20 protein-coding genes are annotated in these 16,651 nt (G+C 65.5%); 12 read left to right on the top strand and 8 right to left on the bottom strand.

All coding sequences use genetic code 11. The features are described 5' to 3' along the window. The first annotated feature begins 2 nt into the window (after nucleotides 1-2). Genes ACN0SW_RS13645 through virB11 form a run of 11 tightly spaced genes read left to right on the top strand, consistent with a single transcriptional unit; the run spans nucleotide 3 to nucleotide 10,021 of the window. The gene (locus ACN0SW_RS13645; RefSeq protein ID WP_417728481.1) at nucleotides 3-281 is read left to right on the top strand and encodes a type IV secretion system protein VirB3; all 279 of its coding nucleotides are present in this window, start codon (nucleotides 3-5) and stop codon (nucleotides 279-281) included. Then, on the top strand, nucleotides 220-2,649 hold the full coding sequence (locus tag ACN0SW_RS13640) for a type IV secretion system protein B4 (RefSeq protein ID WP_417728480.1): 2,430 nt from the start codon (nucleotides 220-222) through the stop codon (nucleotides 2,647-2,649). The genes ACN0SW_RS13645 and ACN0SW_RS13640 overlap by 62 nt, the downstream gene beginning before the upstream one ends. After that, nucleotides 2,646-2,855, top strand: a complete 210-nt coding sequence (locus ACN0SW_RS13635) for a hypothetical protein (protein WP_417728479.1) — start codon at nucleotides 2,646-2,648, stop codon at nucleotides 2,853-2,855. The genes ACN0SW_RS13640 and ACN0SW_RS13635 overlap by 4 nt, the downstream gene beginning before the upstream one ends. Continuing rightward, nucleotides 2,852-3,964: a transglycosylase SLT domain-containing protein gene (locus tag ACN0SW_RS13630; RefSeq protein ID WP_417728478.1), complete on the top strand. Its 1,113-nt coding sequence runs from the start codon at nucleotides 2,852-2,854 to the stop codon at nucleotides 3,962-3,964. The genes ACN0SW_RS13635 and ACN0SW_RS13630 overlap by 4 nt, the downstream gene beginning before the upstream one ends. Continuing rightward, nucleotides 3,961-4,728 carry a type IV secretion system protein gene (locus tag ACN0SW_RS13625; protein ID WP_417728477.1) on the top strand — a complete coding sequence of 256 codons (768 nt, stop codon included), beginning with the start codon at nucleotides 3,961-3,963 and terminating at the stop codon, nucleotides 4,726-4,728. Before ACN0SW_RS13630 ends, ACN0SW_RS13625 begins: the two co-directional genes overlap by 4 nt. A 2-nt stretch (nucleotides 4,729-4,730) precedes the next feature. Continuing rightward, nucleotides 4,731-5,162 carry a hypothetical protein gene (locus ACN0SW_RS13620; protein WP_417728476.1) on the top strand — a complete coding sequence of 144 codons (432 nt, stop codon included), beginning with the start codon at nucleotides 4,731-4,733 and terminating at the stop codon, nucleotides 5,160-5,162. Beyond that, entirely contained in the window at nucleotides 5,163-6,176 is a 1,014-nt protein-coding gene (locus tag ACN0SW_RS13615; RefSeq protein ID WP_417728475.1) for a type IV secretion system protein, read from the top strand. A 17-nt stretch (nucleotides 6,177-6,193) separates the two neighbouring features. Beyond that, nucleotides 6,194-6,874 (top strand): virB8 family protein, encoded by a 681-nt coding sequence (locus ACN0SW_RS13610; RefSeq protein WP_417728474.1) that lies wholly within the window; start codon nucleotides 6,194-6,196, stop codon nucleotides 6,872-6,874. 5 nt (nucleotides 6,875-6,879) lie between these two features. Next, nucleotides 6,880-7,614, top strand: coding sequence for a TrbG/VirB9 family P-type conjugative transfer protein (locus ACN0SW_RS13605; protein ID WP_417728473.1), 735 nt, complete (start codon nucleotides 6,880-6,882; stop codon nucleotides 7,612-7,614). Nucleotides 7,615-7,616: 2 nt separating this feature from the next. Further along, complete coding sequence (locus ACN0SW_RS13600) at nucleotides 7,617-9,041, top strand: TrbI/VirB10 family protein (protein ID WP_417728472.1); 1,425 nt, start codon at nucleotides 7,617-7,619, stop codon at nucleotides 9,039-9,041. Further along, entirely contained in the window at nucleotides 9,038-10,021 is a 984-nt protein-coding gene (gene virB11 / locus ACN0SW_RS13595) for a P-type DNA transfer ATPase VirB11 (RefSeq protein ID WP_417728471.1), read from the top strand. Before ACN0SW_RS13600 ends, virB11 begins: the two co-directional genes overlap by 4 nt. Nucleotides 10,022-10,317: 296 nt before the next feature. Here virB11 and ACN0SW_RS13590 read toward each other — a convergent pair whose 3' ends face one another. After that, nucleotides 10,318-10,659: a YnfA family protein gene (locus ACN0SW_RS13590; RefSeq protein WP_417728470.1), complete on the bottom strand. Its 342-nt coding sequence runs from the start codon at nucleotides 10,657-10,659 to the stop codon at nucleotides 10,318-10,320. Next, nucleotides 10,656-11,096: a MerR family transcriptional regulator gene (locus tag ACN0SW_RS13585; RefSeq protein WP_417728469.1), complete on the bottom strand. Its 441-nt coding sequence runs from the start codon at nucleotides 11,094-11,096 to the stop codon at nucleotides 10,656-10,658. Before ACN0SW_RS13585 ends, ACN0SW_RS13590 begins: the two co-directional genes overlap by 4 nt. 92 nt (nucleotides 11,097-11,188) lie before the next feature. Between ACN0SW_RS13585 and ACN0SW_RS13580 the strand changes: the two genes are divergently transcribed. After that, nucleotides 11,189-13,420, top strand: coding sequence for a heavy metal translocating P-type ATPase (locus tag ACN0SW_RS13580; RefSeq protein WP_417728468.1), 2,232 nt, complete (start codon nucleotides 11,189-11,191; stop codon nucleotides 13,418-13,420). A 27-nt stretch (nucleotides 13,421-13,447) separates the two neighbouring features. Here the strand turns inward: ACN0SW_RS13580 and ACN0SW_RS13575 are convergent, their stop codons facing one another. The 6 genes from ACN0SW_RS13575 to ACN0SW_RS13550 are packed head-to-tail and all read right to left on the bottom strand — an operon-like array spanning nucleotide 13,448 to nucleotide 16,630. Beyond that, nucleotides 13,448-14,176, bottom strand: coding sequence for a cytochrome c biogenesis CcdA family protein (locus ACN0SW_RS13575; protein WP_417728467.1), 729 nt, complete (start codon nucleotides 14,174-14,176; stop codon nucleotides 13,448-13,450). Then, nucleotides 14,169-14,669 carry a hypothetical protein gene (locus tag ACN0SW_RS13570; protein ID WP_417728466.1) on the bottom strand — a complete coding sequence of 167 codons (501 nt, stop codon included), beginning with the start codon at nucleotides 14,667-14,669 and terminating at the stop codon, nucleotides 14,169-14,171. Before ACN0SW_RS13570 ends, ACN0SW_RS13575 begins: the two co-directional genes overlap by 8 nt. After that, complete coding sequence (locus ACN0SW_RS13565; RefSeq protein ID WP_417728465.1) at nucleotides 14,666-15,280, bottom strand: peroxiredoxin family protein; 615 nt, start codon at nucleotides 15,278-15,280, stop codon at nucleotides 14,666-14,668. The genes ACN0SW_RS13570 and ACN0SW_RS13565 overlap by 4 nt, the downstream gene beginning before the upstream one ends. Beyond that, on the bottom strand, nucleotides 15,277-15,717 hold the full coding sequence (locus ACN0SW_RS13560; RefSeq protein WP_417728464.1) for a copper chaperone PCu(A)C: 441 nt from the start codon (nucleotides 15,715-15,717) through the stop codon (nucleotides 15,277-15,279). Before ACN0SW_RS13560 ends, ACN0SW_RS13565 begins: the two co-directional genes overlap by 4 nt. Continuing rightward, nucleotides 15,717-16,376, bottom strand: coding sequence for an SCO family protein (locus ACN0SW_RS13555; protein ID WP_417728463.1), 660 nt, complete (start codon nucleotides 16,374-16,376; stop codon nucleotides 15,717-15,719). Before ACN0SW_RS13555 ends, ACN0SW_RS13560 begins: the two co-directional genes overlap by 1 nt. 29 nt (nucleotides 16,377-16,405) lie before the next feature. Further along, the gene (locus tag ACN0SW_RS13550) at nucleotides 16,406-16,630 is read right to left on the bottom strand and encodes a hypothetical protein (RefSeq protein ID WP_417728462.1); all 225 of its coding nucleotides are present in this window, start codon (nucleotides 16,628-16,630) and stop codon (nucleotides 16,406-16,408) included. Between the last annotated feature and the right edge of the window lie 21 nt (nucleotides 16,631-16,651).

The following is a 16,651-nucleotide window of genomic DNA, read 5'->3' as shown; positions in this document are numbered from 1 at the left end:
AGTTGGCAGAACGATCCCCCCTCTTTCTGGGCCTCGCCCGTCCGCCCAAGTATCTGGGTCTCCCCGTCGGATACCTCGTGGTTCTGGCGACCGGGGTCGTTCTGCCGTTCATCTGGACGAAGTCGATGGTCTTCTTTCTGATCGGGATCATTGCCTATCCGATCCTCTGGTTCGTCGCCGACCGCGAGCCGCATTTCTTCGAGGTGCTGCGCGTCTCCTATGGCTCTGTGCGCGCGACGAAAAACCGGGCCCTGCACGGAGGCGACAGCTTTGGCACGTGATGCAGGCACCCTTTCCTCCTTCGGGACCGCCTTGCATCAAGCGGGCGGTGGGGAGTTCGCGCGGGAGAGCTATCTCGCCGAACACCTGCCGTATTTTGCCCTGGCCGATGACGATGTCATGGTGCTGCGCGAGGGCGATCTCCTCGCCACCCTGCGCCTCGACGGTCTGAACCCGATGACCAGCGAGGATGCCCGGCTCGACGCGCTCAAACGCGCGGTTGCCGCCATCGTTGCCCAAACTGGCAACGCCTTCGGCTTCTACATCCACCGGATCTCTGTGCCACAGGAGCTCGGCATACGCCCTATCGAAGGCGACAGCTTCGCCGCCGCGATCGATGCCCGCTGGCAGGCCCATGTCAAAGATCTGCGCCCGGCCAAGCGCCAGCTCTATCTCAGCGTCATCCGGCGCCCCGACATCTCGGCCCGCATTCCGCTCCTGCGCGCGTTGGCCCGCAAGGCCTGGGTCAAGGACCGCGCGACCCGGATGCAGGAGCTGAACGAGGTCATGGGCTTCTTCGAGGTGGCGCTTGCCTCGGCCAACCCTGTGCGGCTGACCCGCAAGGGCGGTGAATGGTTGGGCTACCTCAACACACTAAACGCGGGCAGCTTCTCTCCCATCGCCTTTGGGCAAAGTGCCCTGCCTCTTTCACATACCTTGAGCAATTGCCGCGCCACCTTTGATGGCGATGTCGTTACCCTGACCGACGCCGTGACAGGCCAGGCCAAATACGGCGCGCTCTTCTCGATGAAGACCTATCCGGCCCTCACGGATGTCACGTTGCTCGATGCGCTCGACTTGCCGCTCGACATCGTGCTGACGAACTCCTTCAGCCCGATCCCGAACAACATCATGGCCGAACGCATCCAGCGCATCATCCGACAGATGCAGGCTTCCGACGATGCCGCCGTCTCCCTGCGTGAACAATTGGGCCAGGCCGCCGATGACCAGGAGGCGGGGCGCATCGCCTTCGGGGACCATCACCTCTCCATCGCGATCTATGCGCCCGACCGCGACACGCTCGAGCGGGCCGCTGCCCAGATCAAGCGCGTCGGCCAGGAAATCATGTCGGTGATCGTGCGCGAGAACATGGCACTGAAAGCCACCTACTTCGCGCAATCCCCCGGCAACTTCGGCTACCGCGCCCGCAAGACGCCGATCTCCTCGATCAACTTCGCGGATTTCGCGGCCCTCCATGGCAGCGTCGAGGGGCGCGGCCCAGACCAGTCGCCATGGGGTCAGACCATCTCGGTCCTGCCCACGGTCGGCACCTCGGGCTATCGCTTCAATTTCCATGAGGCGGGCAGTGCGGGTAAGGAACCCACGGTCGGCCACACCCTCGTCTTGGGGCGCACCGGCACCGGCAAGACGCTGACCACCGCTTTCCTCGCAGCCCAAGCGCAACGGGTCGGCGCGCGGCTTTTCTTCTTCGACAAGGATCGCGGCCTCGAAATGGCGGTCCGCGCCCTTGGTGGCCGCTACAACGAAATCCGTGCCGGGGTGCCTTCGGGCTTGAACCCCCTCGATACCGAAATCGACGAACGTGGCCGCGCCTGGCTCTCGGATTGGCTTGCGACACTTCTGACAAGGAGTGGCACGCTTTCGGGCGAGCAATCCCGGCACATCCAAAGCGCGGTCTCGCAAAATGCCCATGCCGAGGGCTCGCTCAGACGCTTCGCGAGTTTCGAGACGCTGTTTCAATCACTCGATGACGATGGCGAGCTGCAGTCCCGCGTCGCCGAATGGGCCCCGGGCGGCCGCTACGGCTGGGTTTTCGACGAACAAGAGTACGGTGCCGGGCTTGAACTGGCCTCTGACATCATCGGTTTCGACATGACCGAGATCCTCGACATGACGACCGAGCGCATGGCGGTGCTCTCCTACATCTTCCGCCAGATCGAACGCGTGGTCGAGGATCGCCGTCCAACCATCATCGTCCTCGACGAGGCCTGGAAGCTCTTGGACGATCCGTATTTCGGAGCGCGGCTGGAGAACTGGCTGGTGACGCTTCGCAAGATGAACTGCGTCGTGATCATGATGACGCAATATCCGAGCCAATTGCGCGATAGCCGCGTCGGCAAGACCATCGTCGAGACGGTGCCGACCCAGATCCTCTTCCCGAACGACCGCGCCACCATCTCGGATTACGACTTCCTGCGCGTGAACGCCAAGGAGGCCGCCCTTCTCGTCCAGCCCACCATCGGCCAGCGCATCGCGCTCGTGCGCTCGGCGGGCGACAGCGTCTTCATCGATGCAGACCTCTCCGCGCTTGGCGACCTCCTTCCCATCCTTGGCGGCGGCGCCACCGGCGAGGCCCGCGTGCCCGCCGATTGGCGCGCCAATCCCGATTTCTGGAGACATGTACTATGAGCCTGAAACCGCTCCTCGCGCTTTGCGCCGCCGCAAGCCTTCTCACTGCTTGCGAGAAGTACACCGAGAAAACCTCGCCCTGCTTCGGTCGCAATGGCGAGCCGCAGGTCACGCGGTCCGCCCTCTCCTTCTCGACCATGGGCGCTCCGGTCCAGCAGGCTGCAAAGTCTGACTGCAGCTTCGAGCCCCTGCCGCGTCCGGAATGAGCCGTGCCGCGATCATATCCGCCGGGCTCTGCCTCGGCCTCGGTGCGCTGCCCGCGCTCGCCCAAGGCGTGCCGACGCAGGACAATTCCGCCATCGGCCGCGCGATCGCGCGGGTGACGGCGCTTGCCGAGGATCTGGGCGTCCAGCAGGACAAGGATCGGACCGAGTCTACGCTGGCCGATGTCCAGGCCGACCAGCTGCGCGTTCTCGAGGAGATGACCGCCGCGATCACCGGTCCCGGCTTCGATATCCGCGCGCTCGAAGGCAATGCGGATTTCGGGGTGGCGGCGGTCTATCCAAATACCGATGCAAGCCCCATGAACAGCCGCCTCTTCGGTGAGGGCCGCGAGACGGTCGAGATGATGATCGTCGAGGTTGCGGGCGAATTCGCAGGCGCGCCCGGTGTGGCCCGGGCCGGGCTCTCGGCCACCCAGTGGCGCTGCCTCTTCCAGGCCCTGATCAAGCAGGAAAGCCGATTCAACGTTGCCGCCGAAAGCCCGGTCGGGGCCTATGGGCTCACCCAGCTCATGCCCGGCACCGCCTCCGATCTCGGCGTCGACCGCTACGATGTGAAGGACAACCTCCGCGGCGGCGCGCGCTACATCACCGCCCAGCTGGGCCGCTTCGGCAATATCCCCCATGCGCTCGCGGCCTATAACGCGGGGCCGGGACGAGTGATCGAATACGGCGGCGTACCGCCCTTTGCAGAGACCCAAGGCTACGTTCGAAATATCTCGAAGTTCTACAACGAATACCTGGCCGTCGTGGGCGGTGCCGATGCGCTTGGCACGCTCTCGCCCTCGGACTTTGCGCTGGCTGAATATGCCAGCATCTCCGAGGCCGGCGTCTATTACGCCGCGGACAGTTCGGCCACCACCGAGCAGGTCATCAACCGCCTCCGCGCGATCATCCTGCAGATCGACGCCCAGCCCAATGCCAAGGCGGCCTGGGAGCTCAACACCTACGCCAAGGCCGAGATCGGCCGCATCCTCAACCTCCGCGTCCGGCTGATGGCCGCCAACCAGCAACGCGAGGCGGCCTATGCGCAGCACCTCGTCGCCGACCGGCTGGCCGAGCGCGACTTCTTGCAGATGGGAGTTCCCGAATGAGACAGCTTCTCCTGACCGTGGCTGCGGTCATCACACTCGGGCTTCCCTTGCCCGCCACGGCCCAAGGCGTGCCGACCTTCGATGGCTCGCAGCTTGGCCAGCTGGTGGCGCAGCTCGAGCACATGGCGGAAGATCTGAACGTCCAGATGCAGCAACTCGCCACCATGCGGCTGGAGTTGGAAACCCAACTGTCGCAGCTGACGAACCTCGAAGCGCAACTGACCTCCCTCATCGAGGGCAGCGGGCTCGGCGAACTCTTCGCCACGGTCGAAGAATTCCGTGCCCTGCGCGGCAAGCTGGTGGCCCCGCTCAATACCGCACAGTCGCTGGCGAGCGGCGATTTCCTGAGCGGCTTCAATCCCGGTGCGGAACTGTCGGCCTCCGTGGAGCGCGTGCTTTCAGGCAGCGGCTTCACTTCGGAGCGCCTGGGCACGCTCTCGGGCTCGGATCAGCCCGCCGACAACCGCATCGCCACCTCGGCCGGGGCCAGCGCCATGCTGTCGGTTGCCGCGCAAGAAAGCCACGAAGAGGCGGGGCAAAGCCTAGAGCGGCTCGAGACCATGGTCGGGCTGATCGACGATCAGGACGGGCTGAAGGCCGCTGTCGATCTCAATACCCGCGTCACCGCCGAGCTTGGCATCATCCTGACCCAGATCTGGCGGCTGGAAGCGGCCCAGGGCGTCAGCGCCGGCCAGCTTGGCGTCGTCGATGCCGCGACCCTCGCAGATGAACGCAAGTTCCGCTCGATGGCGGTGGATCCATGAGAATGACGACGCTTCTCAATATCCCAGACATTCGATCCCTTGGTCTCGCAGCGCTTATTATCGGCGCCCTGCCCTGTGCCGCACTGGCCCAGACTCCGAGCACGGAGCCGTCCGGTGACACGCCCTTCAACTCGATGGCCATCGCGCGGGACGCGGAGGATGCTTGCCGTGTCCCGAAACCGCCCTCCGATCTTGCCGACACCGCCTACCTGCGCAACGGCTACCGCGCGATCCTGCGGATCCTGATCGCCGAAGAGGCCCTCGCCTCGGAAACCTGCACCTGCCTGCTGGACGACTTTTCCTGGGATCAGGCGCTTGACGCCCTGCCCCGGTTCCAGACCTCTGACAACCCACGCCTGCCCTTCAAGGTGCTCGAGCTCTACGCGCAGGCCGACGCGCTCGAGGCGCAAATCGTCGAGGCCTGTGCGGAGTAAATGGGGGTCATTCGCGACATCCTGAGCCAGGTCGACGCCGCGGTGGATACCGTGGCGCAGGACGGCTTTGTCTCCTCGGCAGGCGCCGTCGGCGACGTCATCTCTGCCGGGGCCGCGCTCCTGGTCGTGCTCCTCGGGATCAACGCCGTGATGCAACTCCGTCCCCTGCCCTTCGGCACCGGCTTTGCTTTCGGCATGAAGATCGCCCTCGTGGGGATCTTCGCGCAGAGCTGGGACAATTTCAGCGTCATCTATGACATCGTCACGCGCGTGCCCGACTCCGTGGGCGCCTCGATCCTCGCGCTCACCGGCTCGGGCGACGAGGCCGGGGTCTATGAGAGCCTCGACAACATGGTCGCCCGCATCACCGCCTATGGCGACACGATCGGCGACCGCGCGGGCTGGGTCTTCGGCGCGGTCCTAGGCGCGATCTTCTTCGTCCTTTCCGCCGTTTTCGCCGCCGTCACCGCCGGGATCATCGCCTTCGCCCGCATCGTCTTCGCGCTGATGATCGTGATCGCCCCCTTCATGATCGTGACCTCACTTTTCAAACCGACCCAGTCGCTCTTCGAGGCATGGACCCGCGCCACCATCGGCTATGCGCTCATGCCGGTCGCCGCGGCAGGCGCCGCGGGCATCATCGTCGCCATCGCCGAGGCCATCGGGGACGCCTCCGCCGATCCGGGTGATGTCGAGACCGTCAGCCTCATCCTGCCTTTCCTCGTCATCCTGATCCTCAGCGCCGGGATCATGGCCTCGGTCCCCTACATCGCCTCCAACCTCACCGGCGTCGTGGGCATCGCCTCGAATGCCGTAGGGCTGACCGGCCTCGCGCGGCAGGGTTTCGTGAACACGCGTCAATACGGCACCGGCGCGACCTCGCGCCTCGTCACCGGCAAGTCCCCGCATGAGCTGAACCAGATGGCCAATGCGGGTGTGGTCAAGTCCGGTGAGCTGATCCGCCAAAGCCCGGGCGCGCTCCTCTCCGCCGCCAAGGCCTTCCGCAAACCCTGATGTGAAAGACGACCGACTTGAAGAAGTTTGTGACCAGTTCCCCCGCGCCCGACCGCGATGCTTTCGAGGCGGATTTCATCTACGGGCCAAGGCAGCGCGAGCGCTTCGCCTGGTTTGTCGCCGCTGCGGGCGTGCTGGTCGGCGTCGCCGGCATGGTCGCGGGGGCGAGCCTCTTTCCGCTCAAAACGACCGAGACCTTCGTGGTCGTGGTCGACAAGGAGACCGGCGAGATGGACCGCGTGGCCGCCGTCCAGGCGCTGACGCTGTCCGAAAGCGATGCCATCATCCAGGCCAATCTCGTGGCCTATGTCGACGATCGAGAAACCTATGACCTGACCGACGGCGAGCAACGCATCAACTCGGTGCTCGACCGCTCAGATGGCGACGCCGCCCGCACATTGCGCGATCTCTGGTCCTCGAGCAATGAGGATTACCCGATCACCGTCTATGGCCGCGACGCCAAGATCGAGGTGGTGATCAAGTCGGTGAACCAGATCGAGCGTGGCGTGGCCCAGGTCCGTTTCACCCGCACGCTGCGCCGTCCCCGCGACACCCGCACCGTGACCCGGTCTTACGTCGCGACCGTCGGCTACGACTTCCAACCTGAAACCCGCCAGCGCCTTCAGGACGTCTGGGCCAACCCCTTGGGCTTCGTGGTGACCTCCTACCGCGTCGACGCCGAGACCCTGGAGAACTGATCCCCATGAAATTCCTGCCATCGCTCCTCACCATGCTCCTCCTGGCGCTTGCCCTTCCTGTTGCCGCGTTTGCCGAGGCCACCCCCCAGGGCGGCCCGCTCGACATCCGCATCCGCACCGCCGTCTATAACGAGGATCAGGTCTACCGGATCGAGACTGATCTGAGGCATTCGACCACGATTCATTTCGGGGCGGGCGAGCGCTTCGAGGCGGTGATCGTCGGCGACACCGAGAGCTTCCAGGTCGATCCAATCCCCGAGCTCGGCAATGTGCTGACGATCAAACCACATGTGGCCAATGCCTCCACCAACATGACGGTGATCACCAACCGCCGCACCTATTCCTTCCATCTGCGTGAGGGCTCGATCCCGAACCGCACTGGCATGTTCTTCGAGGTCCGCTTCCGCTACCCCGACGAGGAACGCCGCGCGGCGGGTGCCACCCAGCCCAAAGGCTATGAGGCCCCGCGCAATTACAACTACCGCGTCTCTGGCGAGGGCGACTTCCGCCCCAGCCATATCTATGACGACGGGCGCTATACGTATTTCGTCTTCCCGGAGAACGGTCGCCAACCCGCCCTCTTCAAGGCCGATGACCAGGGCCGTGAGCGCACCGTCAACTGGACCCAACAAGGCAACACCGTCCGGGTGCTCGGGGTGAACACCTACTGGACGCTGCGCATCGGGGACGAGGCGATCTGTGCGATGCGCGACGAAAGCGCCATCTATGTGAGCAACTGACCATGGCCGATCAAACCCCTCCTGATCTCCAAGACCGCCTCGATCAATTCAACCAGCGCGGCAAATCCAAACGTCGCGGCAACAGCCTCGGGGTCGGTGCCCTCGCCGCCGCCCTCGCCCTTGGCGGCGCCGGGGTGGCGTATTTCCTGGCCACTGGTCTGCAGGAGGGTGACAGCGCGCTTGAGACTTCCGATGTCGAGACCTTCCAGGATCGCCGCCCCGGCACTGGCGGGCGGCTGGAGTTCCCGCCCGACGAGACCGAGCAACGGGTCAATGACGCGCTGATTGCCGTGGAGGAAGCGCTTGATGTGCCCGCCGCCCCTGCCCCGGAGGCAAGCGCCGAGGTGCTGGCCGAAATCGCCAAGCTCCGCGAGGCCCTCGCCGCCAGCCAGGCCGCCCGCAACTCGGAAATCCAGTCTGCCGTCGCCGACCTGCGCGCGGCCTTTGACGAGCAGAAGGCGGCGCTCGAGGCGACCCTGACAGCAAAGGAAACCGAGCTTGCCAACCTGCAGCGCCAGACCGAGACCCGCATCGAAGGGCTTCAAGCCATGCTCGATGCCGAACGGGCGCAGCGCGAGGGGCTTGAGGCCGAACTCGACCGCGAAGGGCTGATCGCCGATCAGCGCCTTCTCGAAGAGCGCCGCCGCCAGGAGGAGGAACAGCGTCAGCGCGAGGCTGAGCGGGTTGCCGAGGAGCTTCTGGCCGCGCAGATCAAATCGCCAGCGGTGGTCTACGCGGACGGTCCGCGTGGCGGCGTAAGTGGCGCGGCGGTGTCCGATCCTGCTGCCGCAGGCACCGGGGGGCCAGTCCTTTCGGGCAATGAGCAGTTCCTGCAAAGCGCGCGGCCACTCGAGGTGCAGGAGGCCGCCCGTCTCACCCATCCCGAACGCACTCTGACCCAAGGCTCGGTCATCCAGGCCGCGCTGCAGACCGCCATCAACAGCGACCTGCCCGGATCCGTCGTGGCAGTCGTCTCCGAGCCGGTTCCGGCATTTTCCGGGAACCAGATCCTGATCCCCCGGGGTTCCCGCCTTTTTGGCCAGTACCGCTCCGGGATCGAGATGCACCAGAAGCGCATTTTGATCGTCTGGACCCGCGTCCTGACCCCGGACGGCACATCGATGGAAATCGCCGCCGTGGGCGGAGATCAGCTCGGTCGCTCGGGCCTGACAGGTCTTGTCGACACCAAGTTCGCCGAGCGCTTCGGCGGCGCGGCGCTGATCTCTGTAATCGGGGCGGCACCGGCCGTGGCGGCGGAGAGTGCCAACAACGAAACCACAAGCATCGTCCTGGGCGATGTCGGCAGCGACCTGCAGGACGCGGTTGGATCGGTCATCGCCGATCAGGTCTCGATCGCGCCGACGATCTATGTCGATCAGGGGGCCGCGGTCACCGTGCTCGTGGATCGGGATGTGGTGATCTATTGACCGAGGCGGCCTCACCAGCGTCCTACCTCGAGCGTTATCTCGACCCGTTCCGCGACCTACTTAGGCGTGATGACGTGGTCGAGATCGCGATCAACCCGGACGGCAAGGTCTGGCTCGAAGTGGCGGGCGACGCCACCATGCGCCACGAAGGTCAGACCGTGGACCGGACCACCGCGCTCAACATGGCCCAGACCATCGTAGGCGATGCCAAGGCGCGCGTCTCTGAAAAGAACCCGCTCGTGTCCGGCAAGGTGGAATATGCCGGTCGACCCCTCCGGGTCCAGGTCGCCGTGCCGCCTGCCATCGATCGCGGCGCCTCGATCACCATCCGCCTCTTCGCCTCGGGCAGCGTCCGGGACTACGCCCCGGCTTATCTCTTCGGCAAGGCCGTCTCGCTCGATGCGCTCCGCGCCGAGAAGATGAAAAACATCGCCAGTCTCGCCGAGGAGAACCTCGAGGCGGCGCTGCGGACTCTGGTCGAGGCCCGGCTCAACGTCCTGATCAGCGGCGGCACCTCAACCGGCAAGACCACCTTCGCTCGCCACCTTCTGACGCATGTGAGCGAGCACGAGCGACTGATCACCATCGAGGACGCCTTCGAACTCTTCCCCGGCCAGCCCAACACCGTCGCCCTCCTGGCCGACCGGGGTGCTGGGTCGCAACGCAGCGCCAACGCCCTCCTGCAGGCCTCCCTCCGCATGCGCCCCGACCGGATTATCGTCGGTGAGTTGCGCGGTGCCGAGGCCCTGACCTATCTCGAAGCGATCAACACCGGTCACGGTGGGTCGGTTTCGACGATCCACGCCGAAACCGCAGAACTCGCTATCGACCGGCTGGCAATTATGGTGCTGCAGGCCGGGACACCGCTGACCTTCGCCGAGGTGCGGGAGTACATCCGCAAGTCCATCGATGTGATCGTGCAGCTCGGGCGGGCCGAGGGGAAGCGGGGGATTACGGAGTTCTATCTGCCGGGAAGGTGAATTCGGCAGACTGCACACGAAGCGCGCACAGACCCAGACTAGGCCTCTGAACTTCCGAAGGAATACTTCCGATCCTCCAAAGCCGGCTTCTACCCTGCTGCTTTTTAACCTGACGAGTGAATGCCGAAGGGATCAGGGCCGATATCCAACTTCTCCGCACTAAGGCATTGAGTTGAATGGACATGCAAGACCGCTACGCTGAAAGGACTAAAGTTCGTCCGCAAAGATTGGCCCTATCGTGATGTCGGCAACGATGAGCGGCAGTCGGCTGCCTTGATCTTGGAGAGCACCCCTGATCATCCACCAGCCACCCTCGGCGCCAACAGGATGACGGCCGCACCGATGAGGCAGATTGCGGCACCTGTCAGGTCCCAAGTATCCGGGCGCTGCTGCTCGATGAGCCACAGCCAGAGGAGCGAGGCTGCGATATAGACCCCGCCATAAGCTGCGTAGGCCCGCCCCGCGAAATCGGAGGGGGCAAGGGTCAGGAGCCAAGCGAAGACGGCCAGGCTCAGGAGGCCGGGGACCAGCCAGAGCACGCTCGCCCCTTGCCGCATCCAGGCCCAGACCGCAAAGCAGCCCGCAATCTCAGCCAGAGCGGCACCGATGTAGATGGCGAGGGTGCCGGGTGCGTTCACGATGCTCCCTCGCTCTCCGGATGCCGGTGATCGGTTGCGCATAGCGAATGGTCGCCCAGAACTTCAATGACCCGGCAATCGGCGATCCGACCGCCTGCACATTGCACGACCATGCGCTCAAGTTCGGCTTTCAGCGCAGTCAGGCGCGCAAGGCGGCTTTCAACCTCGGCCAGTTGCGCCCTGGCGATGACATCGGCGGCTGCGCAGGATTGATCGGGTCTGTCAGAGAGACTCAGAAGATCTCGGATAGCGTCCAGCGGAAAACCGAGCTCCCGCGCATGGCGGATGAAGGCTAGCCGATCCAGTGCCGACTGCCCATAGAGCCGCTGGTTCCCGGCACTGCGATCTGGCTCCGGCAGGAGCCCGATCTGCTCGTAGTAGCGGATCGTCGGAACCTTCACGCCGGCCGCTTCGCCCAATTTTCCGATGGTGAGCATCAGATTTCCTCTTGAAGCTATAGCTACTAGAGACCTTAGGTTCCCGACTCAGGGAATACAATGTTGCCCGCTGGGCGGGGTGGAAGGGCGTGATGACGGCGAACGACAGTGCAACCTACGAATGGACGGTTTCCGGGATGGACTGTGCGTCGTGCGCCGGCAAGGTCCGGGGTGCGGTCGAACGCCTGCCTGGCGTGAGCGACGTCGACGTGGCGCTGATGACCGAGCGGATCCGGCTGACGCTGGACGAGGCGCAGACCCCGCGCGACCAGGTTGAGGCGACCATCAAGCGGCTCGGCTACGGGATCGCGACGAAAGGATCGAGCCCCGATCGGAAAGGCTTCGTGCTGCCGGACGATGAGCAAGCGTCCCGTGCGGACGGCTCGCGAGATGCCGCAGGACTCGAGCCCGACGCTGGATCGACAGGGCCCGAGAGCGGTCCCGGTCCCGGTTCGCGTTGGTATCAGACCGCGAAGGGCAGACTGGTGATCGGCACCGGTCTCCTCCTCGCGGCGGCATGGGCCGTGAAACTGTTCGCTTCCCAGGACGTGGCAACTTGTGCGTTCGTCCTCGCCACGCTCATCGGCGTCGCCCCTATCGCACGTCGCGCCGTGGCGTCCGCCAGAGCGGGCATGCCGTTCACAATCGAGATGCTGATGACCATCGCCGCCACCGGCGCGCTCGTCATCAATGCTGCGGAGGAAGCGGCGCTCGTCGTCTTCCTCTTCGCCGTCGGGGAGGTTCTGGAAGGCGTCGCGGCAAACAAGGCCCGCGACGGAATCCGGGCGCTCACTCGCCTTGTGCCGAAGACTGCTCTTCTAGAAGTCGCCGGCAGGACACGAGTGATACCGGCCGACCAGCTGCAGGTGGACCAGATCGTTCTCGTGCGCCCGGGGGACCGGATCCCTGCGGACGGCGAGGTCATCGAGGGCACTTCGCGCGTCGATGAGAGCGCCGTCACGGGCGAGAGCGTGCCGAAGCTGAAGGAACCTGGCGCCCCCGTCTTTGCCGGCTCCATCAATTCCGAGGCGGCGCTGCGTGTCCGGGTCACCAATTCGGCCGAGGACAACACCATTGCCCGCATCATCCGTCTGGTCGAGGAAGCGGAAAGCGCCCGGGCCCCGACCGAGCGCTTCATCGACCGTTTCAGCCGCATCTACATGCCGGCCGTCGTCGGAGTTGCGGTGCTGGTGGCGATCGTCCCGCCCCTCGCGTTCGAGCAAGGCTGGGACACGTGGATCTACCGCGCGCTCGCGCTTCTCCTGATCGGTTGTCCCTGCGCGCTGGTGATATCGGTGCCGGCTTCCATCGCCTCTGCGCTTTCTTCCGGCGCGCGTCGCGGGCTGCTGATGAAGGGAGGCGCCGTGATCGAGGCAGCGGCGGCCACCACACATGTCGCATTCGACAAGACTGGAACCCTGACCCACGGACGGCCGCGCGTCACGGACGTGGTGCCGATCTCGGGATCGGAGGGGGAGGTGCTGGCGCTGGCTGCCGCCGTCGAAACGGGGTCGAACCATCCTTTGGCGGAGGCGATCCTGTCCCGCGCAGAAACTGCGCAAGTTCCGTCCCTGTCCGCGACCGCCGCCAAAGCGCTTCCAGGCAAAGGGGCCGAGGCCGTCGTTGAGGGTGAACCCGCCTGGGTGGGCTCTCCACGGTTCGCCGAGGAGCGCGGTGTGCTGGACGACAGCACGCGCAGGGCGGTGGTCGGCATGGAGGATGAAGGCAAGACAGTCGTCGCGGTCTTCCGCCGGAGCAAGCTCGTCGGACTCGTTGCGCTCCGGGATGAACCCCGGGAGGATGCCGCCCGCGCGGTGCAGCAACTCAAGGCGCTTGGCATCGCGTCTGTGATGCTGACCGGCGACAACCGGCGCACGGCGGCAGCCATTTCCGCTGGGCTGGGCATCGAGCATCGCGCCGAACTGATGCCTGAAGACAAGGTCGCGGCGATCCGCGAGATGACGGCCACGGGCCATATCATGATGGTGGGCGACGGCATCAACGATGCCCCTGCGCTCGCCACCGCCCACATTGGCGTGGCCATGGGCTCGGGAACGGATGTCGCGCTCGAAACCGCGGACGCTGCGATCCTGCGCAATCGGGTGACCGATGTGGCCGGCAAGATTCGGCTTGCTCGCGCAGCCATGGTGAACATCAGGCAGAACGTGGCGATCGCGCTCGGCCTCAAGGCGGTGTTTCTTGTGACGACGATCCTCGGCATCACCGGACTCTGGATCGCCATCCTTGCTGATACCGGTGCGACGGTCCTTGTCACGCTGAACGCGCTGCGGCTTCTCGCTTTCAACCCCGAACAGTCGGGCTGAGACAGCAACCCCGAGCCGAATGCTTGCTCAGCCAATTCGTCCAAGCACGGGAAAGGTGTCAAGTATCCAATAGGACAGCGCACTCAGCCGCCCGGTCATCATCGCCACTCCCATCAGAACCATGACTGCGCCCGCGCCCTGGTGCAGCCGGCGCCCGATCCGCCCCACGCCCCGCAATCGGCCGGCGAGCCTGTCGGTGAAACCCGCCACGATCAGGAACGGCACGCCCAGTCCCACGGAGTAGATCGCGAGCAGCGCGACGCCCTGGCCGACCGTTGCGCTCGCCGCGCTGGCGGTCAGGATCGCGCCGAGTATGGGGCCGATACACGGGGTCCAGCCGAAACCGAAGGCGAGCCCCAGCACATAGGATGCGGCGGGCCTGCCGCCGGGAATGTCGAGATGGAAGCGCAGATCCCGCTGCATGGCGCCGATCCGCGCCGCGCCGATCATGAAGAGCCCGAACAGGATCACGATGCCGCCGCCGACGAGATTGAGCTCGTAGCGCCACTGCAGCAGCGCTTGTCCGAGGGCCGTCGCGGACGCGCCGAGGATCATGAATATGGTCGAGAAGCCGAGGACGAAGCAGAAGCTGAGCCAAAGCGTCTGTGACCGGCCGGACGCTACGCCGCCTGTCGCCGTCCTTCCGGCGATGTAGGACACGTAGCCCGGCACCAGCGGCAGGACGCAGGGCGATGCGAAGGAGATCGCCCCAGCCAGCAGAGCCGCAGTCATTCCGAAAAGCGACAGGTCAGCCATGCGCGACCTCCACATAATCGCGCCGCCACGGCCGGACTCCGGTGGCCCAGCAATAGCCGACGACCGGGATGACGATCCATTGCAGGATCGGGCTCAGCCCCGCGTCGATCACTGGGATCACCGGCATCATCTCGCGATAGGCCCAGGCCTCGCGCAGCTCGGTGTTCAGCCACTCGCTGAAGATCGTGTAGGCGACGCCGAAGATCACCACGCCCCCAAGCACGCGGTGCCAGCGAATGCGGGGCCAATCCGCGCTGCCGAACACGCAGAGCGACAGCATGATCGTGCTGAGCGTGATCAGTATGTCGCCGCCCGTGCAGTGGACCGCCGCAAAGACCAGTTCGCCCGGGGTCCCGGTGAGCCAGATCGTGTAGAGCGGCAGGTGCGCGAACTCCCAGAACAGATGCGCAATGGCGGCGAAGGCAAAGTACCGGCGTAACGCACCGAGCCAGTCCCGTCCCGGCGCCGCGCCGGTCTCCAGCCCCGCTGTCATCGGAACGCCCTGAACAGTCGGTCCAGCAGTCCGGGTTCAGGCGGCGGCGCGTTGGTCAGGCCGTTGATGTAGAGCACCAGGTTGATACGTCTGAACTCCGCTCCATGGAAAATGCCGGCATGACGCCCGCCCCGACCGATGACATGGACCATGGGCGCATCCGCGCCGCGAGCGGAGAGCGCCGCGAAGGCCCCTGTGGCTGCCTCCAACGTTTCGTCGGCGAGATTGACGGAACGCCAGTTCCCGGCCTCCTCGTCCGGATCGGACGCCGCGTCGCCGCCCACGGTCAGGAACTGGACCATGTCGCGCATCGGCGTGACGTTCACCGCTTCGCGAACCTCCTGCAGAAGCGTCTGCTGATCCGTACAGGGCGCGCCGCACCCATCGGGCCGGAAGCTGAGCACGACGATCTGATCGGCAAGCCCCGACAGGTGGATGGTGGCGCCATCCGCCCCGATGAGCGCCAGCGGCGGCATGCGGCGGGAGTCCGTGGGCTCGAAGGCCGGCTCCTTTTCCGCCATCACTTCGTCGAGACGGTCGCCGGGGTGGTGCGCGGCGGCCGGTGCGGCGCCCGCGAAGAGCAGCAGGGCGACAAGGGCAGGCAGCCTCATGGCTCCACCCCCGGTCCGGACGCTGCAACTCCCAGCACGGGCACCTCCACGGTGATCGCGCCCGCTTGCTCGAAGGTCAGCGTCAGCCAAAACGAGGCGCCTTCATCGAGCTTGCCCGCGAGCCCCATCAACATCAGATGCATCCCGCCGGGGGCAAATCGAACCGTCTGTCCTGCCTCCAGATCGAGCGCCTCGAGATGGATCATGCGCGTGACTGAATCTGCATCTGTCTCGGAGGCGTGGATCATCACGTGATCCGCAACCGGCGTCATCGCGTACAGCAGTCGGTCGTCCGCATCGCTGCGAAGAGTGAGGTAGGCCGCCCCCGGGCGGGACGCGAGAATGCTGGCCCGCGCCCAGGGGTCGCTGACTGAAACATCCGCCAGCGCGGTTGCGGGAAATGCGGCGATCCACGCCGCGGCAAGAAAAAGCTTCATCAGGATCTCTCGTCCCTCTCGATCTCGATACGCATGATAATCTCGTCGGCGAGCCCCTCCGGCGGCTGATCGCCTTCCCGGTAAACGGAGTCGAAGACGCCGTCGGGGCGCATCAGGTAGATGTAGCCGGAATGCGCCATCAGATAGCCGTCGGGCGCGGTTGCGCCCTCGGATCGCTCGTACCAGACGCGGAAATTGTCGGCCGCCTCGGCGACCTGCGCCTCGGTTCCCGTGAGGCCGATCAGTCGCGGATGGAACGCGGCGACATACTCCGCCATCGCCTCGACGGTGTCGCGCGCCGGGTCGACGGTGACGAAGATCGGCGCCACCCGATCTGCCTGCGGTCCAAGAATGTCCATCACGCTGGCCATGTAGGCGAGCGTGGTCGGACAGATGTCGGGACAGAATGTGAAGCCGAAGAACACCAATTGCCACCGCCCCTCGTACGTTTCGGGCGTCACCGAGCGCCCTGCATGATCGGTCAGGGTATAGGCGTTGACGATCGCGGCCTCGCCCGTAACGTAGGGTGCCGGCAGGTCGGGTGGGGTGAAGGCGCGCCAGAGAGCGGCGCCGCCGAAAGCCAGGGCGGATCCGGCAACGGCCGCCCAGAGCAGGCGCCGGATGCGTCGCAAGCCATCGGAGTTGGAAGTGGTGTTCATCGGATCGGGTCCTTCTGGTGGGGCTTGGATCAGTCCCGTGCGCCGTCCGGACCGGCGTCCGAACTCTTCTGGGCGGCGCAGGCCTTCGAACCACCCATCATGCAGAGCCCCAGCCCGCACATGACGGCGCAAGGCGCAACGGCGAGGATCAGGGGGGCGGCGCCGATCGCGGCCACCCAGCCCCAGTTGAGCCACAGCCCCGCGACGATCAGCGCCATCACGGCGAGGATGAGGCCGCGGCGCCCGAACGGCATGGAGAAACCTCCCGGTCGAGC

It is taken from the genome of Roseovarius sp. (assembly GCF_048262375.1).
Classification (GTDB): Bacteria; Pseudomonadota; Alphaproteobacteria; order Rhodobacterales; family Rhodobacteraceae; genus Roseovarius.
The sequence above is the reverse complement of the archived record's forward strand: the minus strand, read 5'-3'. Positions and strand labels throughout refer to the sequence as shown.

What these genes read in the sequence shown, in the direction of transcription:
- ACN0SW_RS13630 (WP_417728478.1), top strand. Translation starts at nt 2,852, where the DNA reads ATGAGCCGTGCCGCGATCATATCCGCCGGGCTCTGCCTCGGCCTCGGT.
- ACN0SW_RS13575 (WP_417728467.1), bottom strand. Translation starts at nt 14,176, where the DNA reads ATGGCTGACCTGTCGCTTTTCGGAATGACTGCGGCTCTGCTGGCTGGG.
- ACN0SW_RS13600 (WP_417728472.1), top strand. Translation starts at nt 7,617, where the DNA reads ATGGCCGATCAAACCCCTCCTGATCTCCAAGACCGCCTCGATCAATTC.
- ACN0SW_RS13560 (WP_417728464.1), bottom strand. Translation starts at nt 15,717, where the DNA reads ATGAAGCTTTTTCTTGCCGCGGCGTGGATCGCCGCATTTCCCGCAACC.
- ACN0SW_RS13620 (WP_417728476.1), top strand. Translation starts at nt 4,731, where the DNA reads ATGACGACGCTTCTCAATATCCCAGACATTCGATCCCTTGGTCTCGCA.
- ACN0SW_RS13615 (WP_417728475.1), top strand. Translation starts at nt 5,163, where the DNA reads ATGGGGGTCATTCGCGACATCCTGAGCCAGGTCGACGCCGCGGTGGAT.
- ACN0SW_RS13625 (WP_417728477.1), top strand. Translation starts at nt 3,961, where the DNA reads ATGAGACAGCTTCTCCTGACCGTGGCTGCGGTCATCACACTCGGGCTT.
- ACN0SW_RS13570 (WP_417728466.1), bottom strand. Translation starts at nt 14,669, where the DNA reads ATGACAGCGGGGCTGGAGACCGGCGCGGCGCCGGGACGGGACTGGCTC.
- ACN0SW_RS13555 (WP_417728463.1), bottom strand. Translation starts at nt 16,376, where the DNA reads ATGAACACCACTTCCAACTCCGATGGCTTGCGACGCATCCGGCGCCTG.
- ACN0SW_RS13585 (WP_417728469.1), bottom strand. Translation starts at nt 11,096, where the DNA reads ATGCTCACCATCGGAAAATTGGGCGAAGCGGCCGGCGTGAAGGTTCCG.
- ACN0SW_RS13635 (WP_417728479.1), top strand. Translation starts at nt 2,646, where the DNA reads ATGAGCCTGAAACCGCTCCTCGCGCTTTGCGCCGCCGCAAGCCTTCTC.
- ACN0SW_RS13640 (WP_417728480.1), top strand. Translation starts at nt 220, where the DNA reads ATGGCTCTGTGCGCGCGACGAAAAACCGGGCCCTGCACGGAGGCGACA.
- ACN0SW_RS13550 (WP_417728462.1), bottom strand. Translation starts at nt 16,630, where the DNA reads ATGCCGTTCGGGCGCCGCGGCCTCATCCTCGCCGTGATGGCGCTGATC.
- ACN0SW_RS13580 (WP_417728468.1), top strand. Translation starts at nt 11,189, where the DNA reads ATGACGGCGAACGACAGTGCAACCTACGAATGGACGGTTTCCGGGATG.
- ACN0SW_RS13605 (WP_417728473.1), top strand. Translation starts at nt 6,880, where the DNA reads ATGAAATTCCTGCCATCGCTCCTCACCATGCTCCTCCTGGCGCTTGCC.
- ACN0SW_RS13565 (WP_417728465.1), bottom strand. Translation starts at nt 15,280, where the DNA reads ATGAGGCTGCCTGCCCTTGTCGCCCTGCTGCTCTTCGCGGGCGCCGCA.